We start from the raw sequence: 7,320 nt of genomic DNA, 5'->3' as shown, positions 1-7,320 counted from the left end.
GTATTGGCTCCCTTTGTCTTCGTTTCGGATGGTGCGGCAAAGCCTCACCCTACAGTGGTGGGTAGGGCGGGGTTGACCCCGCCACCCGTCGTTATGCGTATTTGGCCTGAATCTCGTCCGAGATGTTCTGCGGCACCGGATCGTAATGGTCGAACTGCATCGTGAACTGCGCACGGCCCGAGGACATCGAGCGCAGGGTGTTGATGTAGCCGAACATGTTGGCCAGCGGAACCATCGCATTGATCGCCACGGCGTTGCCGCGCGGCTCTTGCCCGGTCACCTGCCCCCGACGCGAGGTCAGGTCGCCGATGATGTTGCCGGTGTAGTCCTCCGGCGTCACTACTTCGACCTTCATGATCGGTTCCAGCAGCTTGGCGCCGGCCTTCTTCATGCCTTCGCGCATGCCCATGCGGGCCGCGATTTCGAAGGCCAGAACGCTGGAGTCCACGTCGTGGAACTTACCGTCGATCAGCGCCACCTTGAAGTCGATCACCGGGAAGCCCGCCAGCGGACCGGAGTCCATGACCGACTTGATCCCTTTCTCGACACCGGGGATGTATTCCTTCGGAACCGCACCACCAACGATGCGGCTTTCGAACGAATAGCCTTCGCCCGGCTCTGTGGGCGTGATGATGAGCTTGACCTCGGCGAACTGACCGGAACCACCCGACTGTTTCTTGTGGGTGTAGGTGTGCTCGACCTCGCGCGAGATGGTCTCGCGGTAGGCCACCTGCGGTGCACCGATGTTGGCTTCGACCTTGAATTCGCGCTTCAGACGATCGACGAGGATGTCGAGGTGAAGTTCGCCCATCCCCTTCATGATGGTCTGACCGCTTTCGATGTCGGTCTCGACGCGGAACGACGGGTCTTCCGCCGCCAGACGTGCGAGGCCGGCCGACATCTTCTCCTGGTCGCCCTTGGTCTTGGGCTCGACCGCGATCTCGATCACCGGATCGGGGAAGGTCATGGTTTCCAGAACCACCGGGTCCGACTTGTCACACAGGGTGTCACCGGTCGTGGTGTTCTTCAGACCGCCCAGCGCGATGATGTCGCCCGCGAACGCCTCGGTGATCTCGTCACGGTTGTTCGAGTGCATCATCATCATTCGGCCGACACGCTCGGTGTTGCCTTTTGTCGAGTTCAGCATCGAGTCGCCCTTGGCGAGCTTGCCCGAGTAGATGCGGACGAAGGTCAGCGAGCCGACGAAGGGGTCGTTCATGATCTTGAACGCCAGGCCCGAGAACGCCATGTCGTCATCCGCGCGGCGCGGGATGTTGCGGGTCTCGGTCTCGTCACCGGGTTTGAAGCCCATGTAGTCGACAACGTCCAGCGGGCTGGGCAGATAGTCGATCACGGCGTTCAGCAGCGGCTGGACACCCTTGTTCTTGAAGGCGGAGCCACACAGAACCGGGATGAACTTGATCGCCAGCGTGCCCTTGCGGATCAGCTTGCGGAGCGTCGGAACGTCGGGCTCTTCGCCTTCGAGGTAGGCTTCCATCGCGTCGTCGTCCATTTCGACGGCGGTCTCGATCAGCTTGTTGCGCCACTCTTCGGCCAGGTCCTGCAGGCTTTCGCGGATCGGCTGCTTGACCCAGCTTGCGCCGAGGTCTTCACCCTTCCACACCCACTCTTCCATGGTGACGAGGTCGACCAGACCTTCCAGCTCGTTCTCGGCACCGATCGGGATCTGGATCGGGGCCGGGGTCGCGCCGGTGCGGTCTGCAATCATCTCGACGCAGTTGAAGAAGTCGGCGCCGATCTTGTCCATCTTGTTGACGAAGACGATGCGCGGAACCTTGTAGCGGTCGGCCTGACGCCAGACGGTTTCGGTCTGCGGCTCGACACCGGCGTTGGCGTCAAGCACGGCAACCGCACCATCGAGAACCGCCAGCGAGCGTTCGACTTCAATGGTGAAGTCGACGTGGCCGGGGGTGTCGATGATGTTCATCCGGTGCTTCGGGCTGTCGGGCTCGGTACCGTTCTCGGTGCGTTCCCAGAAAGTGGTGGTCGCAGCCGAGGTGATGGTGATCCCGCGTTCCTGCTCCTGCTCCATCCAGTCCATCGTGGCGGCACCGTCGTGCACCTCACCGATGTTGTGGGATTTGCCGGTGTAGAACAGGATCCGTTCCGAGCAGGTGGTCTTGCCTGCGTCGATGTGGGCCATGATGCCGAAGTTGCGGTAGCGTTCGAGCGGATAATCGCGTGCCATGTGAAGGAGCCTCTCTTACCAGCGGTAATGGCTGAACGCTTTGTTGGCGTCGGCCATCTTGTGGGTGTCTTCGCGCTTCTTGACGGCCGACCCGCGGGAGTTCACGGCATCCAGCAGCTCGCCTGCGAGGCGTTCTTCCATCGTGTTTTCGTTGCGGGCGCGGCTGGCGTTGATCAGCCAGCGGATCGCAAGGGCTTCGCGGCGCTCGGGGCGCACTTCGACCGGCACCTGATAGGTGGCACCACCCACACGGCGCGAGCGGACCTCGACCGAGGGGGCAATGTTGTCGAGCGCTTCGTGGAACAGTTCCACCGGCGCACGCTTGACCTTGTTCTCGATGCGGTCCAGCGCGTTGTAGACGATTTTCTCTGCGACCGACTTCTTGCCGTCGATCATCAGGTTGTTCATGAATTTGGTCAGAACCTTGTCGCCATATTTGGCGTCAGGCAGGACTTCGCGTTTTTCGGCGGCGTGACGACGAGACATATCCTGTTCCCCTTACTTAGGACGCTTCGCGCCGTACTTCGAGCGGCGTTGCTTACGGTCTTTGACGCCCTGGGTATCCAGAACACCACGCAGGATGTGGTAACGCACACCCGGAAGGTCTTTCACACGGCCGCCGCGGATCAGGACAACCGAGTGCTCCTGAAGGTTGTGGCTTTCACCGGGGATGTAGCTGATGACTTCGTAGCCGTTGGTCAGACGGACCTTGGCAACTTTCCGCATAGCCGAGTTCGGCTTCTTCGGAGTGGTGGTGTAAACGCGCGTACAGACGCCACGCTTCTGCGGGCATTGCTCCAGGTGCTGCGACTTGGAGCGCTTGACTTTGGGCTGCCGCGGTTTGCGGATCAGCTGTTGGATCGTCGGCATAGAGGTCTCTTCCCCGTATTCGCTCTCATATAAGTGCATGAGGGCGACCCCATGCGGTTCATGTCTTTCGGCGCTCATGCGTCCACAAGCGCAAAACCCGCGATCACAGCCATTCCGAGGTCTGCGACGCGGTTGGTTATCAGAGGATCGGAGCTTCAGGTGCCCGGATCGTGACCACTGCAATATGCTGTCGGCGGCGGGGCGACCCCCAAAGTGCCGAGATGAGGCCGGCATATATGCGGAGTCGCGGGGGTTGTCAACAGCGCCGCCCGGCTTGTCTTTCGGCACGATTTCCGATGCTTGCAAGCGCAGGCGCAGGGTGCAAATGTCGGGGCGGTTACAAGGTATGCGACAATGCGGGGAAAGTGAATGCAGGTCATCGGATTGTGCCGGTTTTCCTATCCCGCGCTCGGTGGTTTTCAGGTCGAACACGCCAATATCGAGGAACGCATCGCCTATCTCTATGACCCTGTGCGCATGGAAGAGCGGTTCCGCCACTTCGAAGCCATCACCCTGCCTGGCCTGAAGGCCCAGACCGACCCCGATTTCACCTTCCTAATCATCATCGGCGACCAGCTTCCGCAGCACTGGCTCGACCGGCTGCATGACCTCGTCTCGGACGTCACGCAGGCCCGCATTGTGGCCCAGCCGCCGCGCAACCACCGCCAGGTCATGGCAGAGGTGATCAACGACGCGCGCGACGACCTTGGACAGCCCTGTCTGCAATTTCGCCACGACGACGACGACGCTGTGGCGGTGACTTTCATCCAGCGCCTGCGCGAAGCCGCCCGCGATTGCCAGGCGCTCTTACAGAACCACCGCCTTGTCGGCTTTGATTTCAACCGCGGCTTTATCGCTCGGCCCGATGCCGGCGGCATCCTTGCCGAGGAAAACGTCACCCCCTACTGGGGCGTGGCGCTGGCCATGGCGGTCAAGCCCTGGGCGCGGCACACCATCATGAACTTCGGCCATAACCGCCTGAACCGCTTCATGCCGACCGTCACCTTCACCCATGAAAACATGTTCGTGCGCGGCCACAACGATCACAACGACAGCCGTCAGGGGCGCAATGTCACCAAGGTCAATCTCAAGCGCCTCGACCTGGAAGGCGAGGGGCTGTTTGCCGATACTTTCGCGATCTCATCTGACAGGGTACGCGCGCTTTTTGCGGGTCAGCCGCGCCTCGCGCCATAGGGTGAAGACCCCCATCGACACCACGATCACGGCGCCCAGCAGGGTCAGCGCCTCGGGGAACTCGCCCCAGACCAGCCAGCCCAGCAGCAAGGCCCAGAGCAGGCCGGTATAGCGGAACGATACCGTGAAGCTCACGTCGCCGACCCGCATGACCATGACGCTGCACAGGTAGGCCACGAAAACGAACCCTGCCGCCAACAGGATATAACCGATGTGCATCGGTGCGATCGGTTGCCACCCACCCGGCAGGCTTGCCAGACCGGCGAAGACCATCACCGAGAACGCCCCTGCCAGCGACACCATGATCGACGGCACGGCCACCGACATCTGCCGCGTCACCAGATCGCGCAATGTCGAGCAGGCGACTGCGATCAAAGCGAAAAAGGTCGGCGCGCCGAAGCCTTCCGCCCCCGGTCGCACGATCAGCAGCATGCCGCCAAAGCCAACCGCGATCGCGATCCAGCGCCGCCAGCCCACCGGCTCGCGGAAGACGAGCGCGGCCCCCAGGGCCACGCTCAGGGGCAGGATCTGGAGGATCGCCGTCACGTTCGCCAGCGGCATCCGGAACAACGCCATCAGGAAGAACACCGTCGCGCCGACCTCCGCCGCCGAGCGTGCGGCGACCAACCCCCAATCGCGCCGCGGAAGGTCCAGCCGGAACGCACCCAGATGCCGCGCCAGCAGATAGAGGAACAGGCTGGCCAGCACCCCGCGCAAGAACACCAGTTGAAACAGCGGCACAGCGCCGCCCGTCAGCTTCACGAAGGTGTCGTTGAAGGTGAACGCCGCCATCGACCCCATCATCAGCAGCGCGCCGCGCGTATTGTCCTGCATGCCCGTTCTCCTTCCGCCGATGCATCGCCCGCTTGCGCGGCAGACACAACCCCGCACATCCGTGTCTTTCCGACGGCGCGTAAATCCCGGTCCACCCCGCACAACCCCCGGCAGAACAACACGCTTTGTCAAATCGCAAACCCGTGCCAGACTGGGTCCATTATCACGGAGGCCATTTGATGAACCGACGCGATTTCCTCGGGTCCGGCAGTGCCCTGATCTGGACCGCCGCCAGCGCCACAGCGCAGGACCATACCGGCGTCCTGCCCTCCGGCCCACCGTTCCGAGACCTGCCCGAGCTCACGCCCACCGACGGCCTGCTCAAGACCGAACTGCGCATGGCCCCCGTCACCTGGCCGCTGAACGACGAGATCAGCGTCAAGGTTGCCGCCTACAACGGCTCCGTCCCCGGCCCGCTGGTCCGCCTTCGCGCCGGGGACCGGCTTGAGTGGCGCTTGATCAATGACATGGAACCGACGGGCTTGCCGCCGTTCCAACAGGGCGGCCCAACTGCCGCGCAACGCGCGCTTGACTTCACCAACGTCCACGTCCACGGGCTGCAGGTCGATCCCGGCGACGGCGGTGACAACGTCTATCAGGTTGCCGAACCGGGCGAATACACGGATTATGCGTATGACATTCCGGGGCCCGAGACCGGACGCCCCCAGCCACCCGGCCTTTACTGGTATCACCCGCACAAGCACGGCTCGACCTCGCATCAGGGCTGGCAGGGCCTTTCCGGCCCAATCGTCATCGAAGGCGATATCGACGAGGTCCCGGAAGTCGCCGCGGCAAAACGCGACCGCACCATGGTGCTCAACGAGTTGTTGCTGAACGATCTTGAGGGCCAGCCGGGCGAGGTGCCATCGTCCGTCATCGTCCCGACCGTGGGCGAGGTGCCCTTCACCTCGGTCCCCGCGGTGCCGATGACGATCCTCTTTCCGATCAACGGCGTGCTTCAGCCCGAGATCGACATCCACCCCGGCGAGACCCAGCGCTGGCGCATTCTAGCCGCTGGGCCGCACCGCTTTTTCCACCTCAAGCTTGATGGCCACAGCCTGTGGCAGATCAGCCAGGACGGCGTTCCGCTCGCCCATGCACGCGAGGTCGAGACGCTGCTGCTCGCCCCCGGCCAGCGCGCCGAATTCATCGTCAAGGGCGGGCCGCCGGGCCGTTATGCCTTTCGCGCGCTGGCCTACGATCAGGGCCACCCTGGGGGACCCCGCCCCGAGAAGCTGCTTGCGACGCTATGGTCTGCGGGCGAGGCGATGGACGGCCCCCTGCCCGGCAAGCTGGTCGATCCGCCGGTGATCCCGCCCGAGGCGCGCAAGGTGGTCAACACCCGCACCGTTACCTTCGAGGGCAACATCACCACCACCCCGGTCAAGTTCTACCTTGACGGCAAGCAATTCAGCGGCAGCCGTATCGATCAAGCCGTGCTGGCGGGCACCACCGAGGAGTGGCTTCTGGTCAACAAGGATGTCTTTCAGCACCCGTTCCACATCCATGTGAACCCGTTCCAGGTGATCGAGATAAATGGCATGCCGACGGGCGACGACAGCTGGTGGGACACCTTCCCGCTGCCCCCGAACGGCACCGTCAAGATCCGGATGTACTTCCGCCCGGACGTCACCGGGCTGACCGTCTATCACTGCCACATCCTGCCACATGAGGATAACGGCATGATGGCCAACATCCTGATTTACGGTGATATTCCCACCGGTTTCGGCCCCGACGCCGGCCCCCACCCGGGCGGCCACCCGCATGGAGACACTTACTGATGCGCATCCTCCTCGCCCTCTTGCTGACGGCCGGCGCGGCCATGGCCCAAGACAAGCGCCCCTTCGTCTTTACCCAGTCGCACAGCAACACCGTGCAACCCATCACCACCGGCGCCAGCGTGCAGGTGCAGCTTCCTTCCGGGCCGGTCGACTGGAAACCCGAGCGCCTTGACCGTAACGCACGCCTCACCGGCAAACGGGTCTTCGGATCCCCCGGTCGGGTGCCGGGCTCCGTCGCGGTGCAGGTCTTCGACTTCGAACTGCGGCGCCCGCAGCCCACGGTGATCATTCTGCGCCCGACCCGCACCGTTACCTTCGGCCTCGACGGCGGCCCTCTTCAGGGCGAAGCTTTCCGCGACGTTTTCACGTTGACCGTTCTGCCTCAGGGGAATGAGGAGCCTTGACGCAGCCGGAGGACCGGTGATCGGCCGA

Annotated in this window: 7 protein-coding genes; 3 read left to right on the top strand and 4 right to left on the bottom strand. The window is 63.2% G+C overall.

Going from position 1 to position 7,320, the window contains the following annotated elements:
- Nucleotides 1-91: 91 nt before the first annotated feature.
- Genes fusA through rpsL form a run of 3 tightly spaced genes read right to left on the bottom strand, consistent with a single transcriptional unit; the run spans nt 92 to nt 3,079 of the window.
- Nucleotides 92-2,209 (bottom strand): elongation factor G, encoded by a 2,118-nt coding sequence (gene fusA / locus AC04PT_RS10060; RefSeq protein WP_482873541.1) that lies wholly within the window; start codon nt 2,207-2,209, stop codon nt 92-94.
- A gap of 15 nt (nt 2,210-2,224) precedes the next feature.
- Entirely contained in the window at nt 2,225-2,695 is a 471-nt protein-coding gene (rpsG, locus tag AC04PT_RS10055; protein ID WP_482873540.1) for a 30S ribosomal protein S7, read from the bottom strand.
- 12 nt (nt 2,696-2,707) lie between these two features.
- A complete protein-coding gene (gene rpsL, locus AC04PT_RS10050; protein ID WP_005862801.1) occupies nt 2,708-3,079 on the bottom strand; it encodes a 30S ribosomal protein S12 in 372 nt (123 codons plus the stop codon).
- Between the two features lie 369 nt (nt 3,080-3,448).
- Between rpsL and AC04PT_RS10045 the strand changes: the two genes are divergently transcribed.
- Nucleotides 3,449-4,273, top strand: coding sequence for a putative rhamnosyl transferase (locus AC04PT_RS10045; RefSeq protein ID WP_482873539.1), 825 nt, complete (start codon nt 3,449-3,451; stop codon nt 4,271-4,273).
- Here the strand turns inward: AC04PT_RS10045 and AC04PT_RS10040 are convergent.
- Entirely contained in the window at nt 4,220-5,107 is an 888-nt protein-coding gene (locus AC04PT_RS10040; RefSeq protein ID WP_482873538.1) for a DMT family transporter, read from the bottom strand. The genes AC04PT_RS10045 and AC04PT_RS10040 overlap by 54 nt on opposite strands.
- A 179-nt stretch (nt 5,108-5,286) precedes the next feature.
- Between AC04PT_RS10040 and AC04PT_RS10035 the strand changes: the two genes are divergently transcribed.
- Nucleotides 5,287-6,888 (top strand): multicopper oxidase family protein, encoded by a 1,602-nt coding sequence (locus AC04PT_RS10035; protein ID WP_482873537.1) that lies wholly within the window; start codon nt 5,287-5,289, stop codon nt 6,886-6,888.
- Nucleotides 6,888-7,292, top strand: a complete 405-nt coding sequence (locus tag AC04PT_RS10030; protein ID WP_482873536.1) for a hypothetical protein — start codon at nt 6,888-6,890, stop codon at nt 7,290-7,292. Before AC04PT_RS10035 ends, AC04PT_RS10030 begins: the two co-directional genes overlap by 1 nt.
- Nucleotides 7,293-7,320: the final 28 nt, after the last annotated feature.

Source organism: Litorisediminivivens sp. KMU-197 (assembly GCF_056858395.1).
This window is presented reverse-complemented; position numbering and strand designations above follow the sequence as displayed.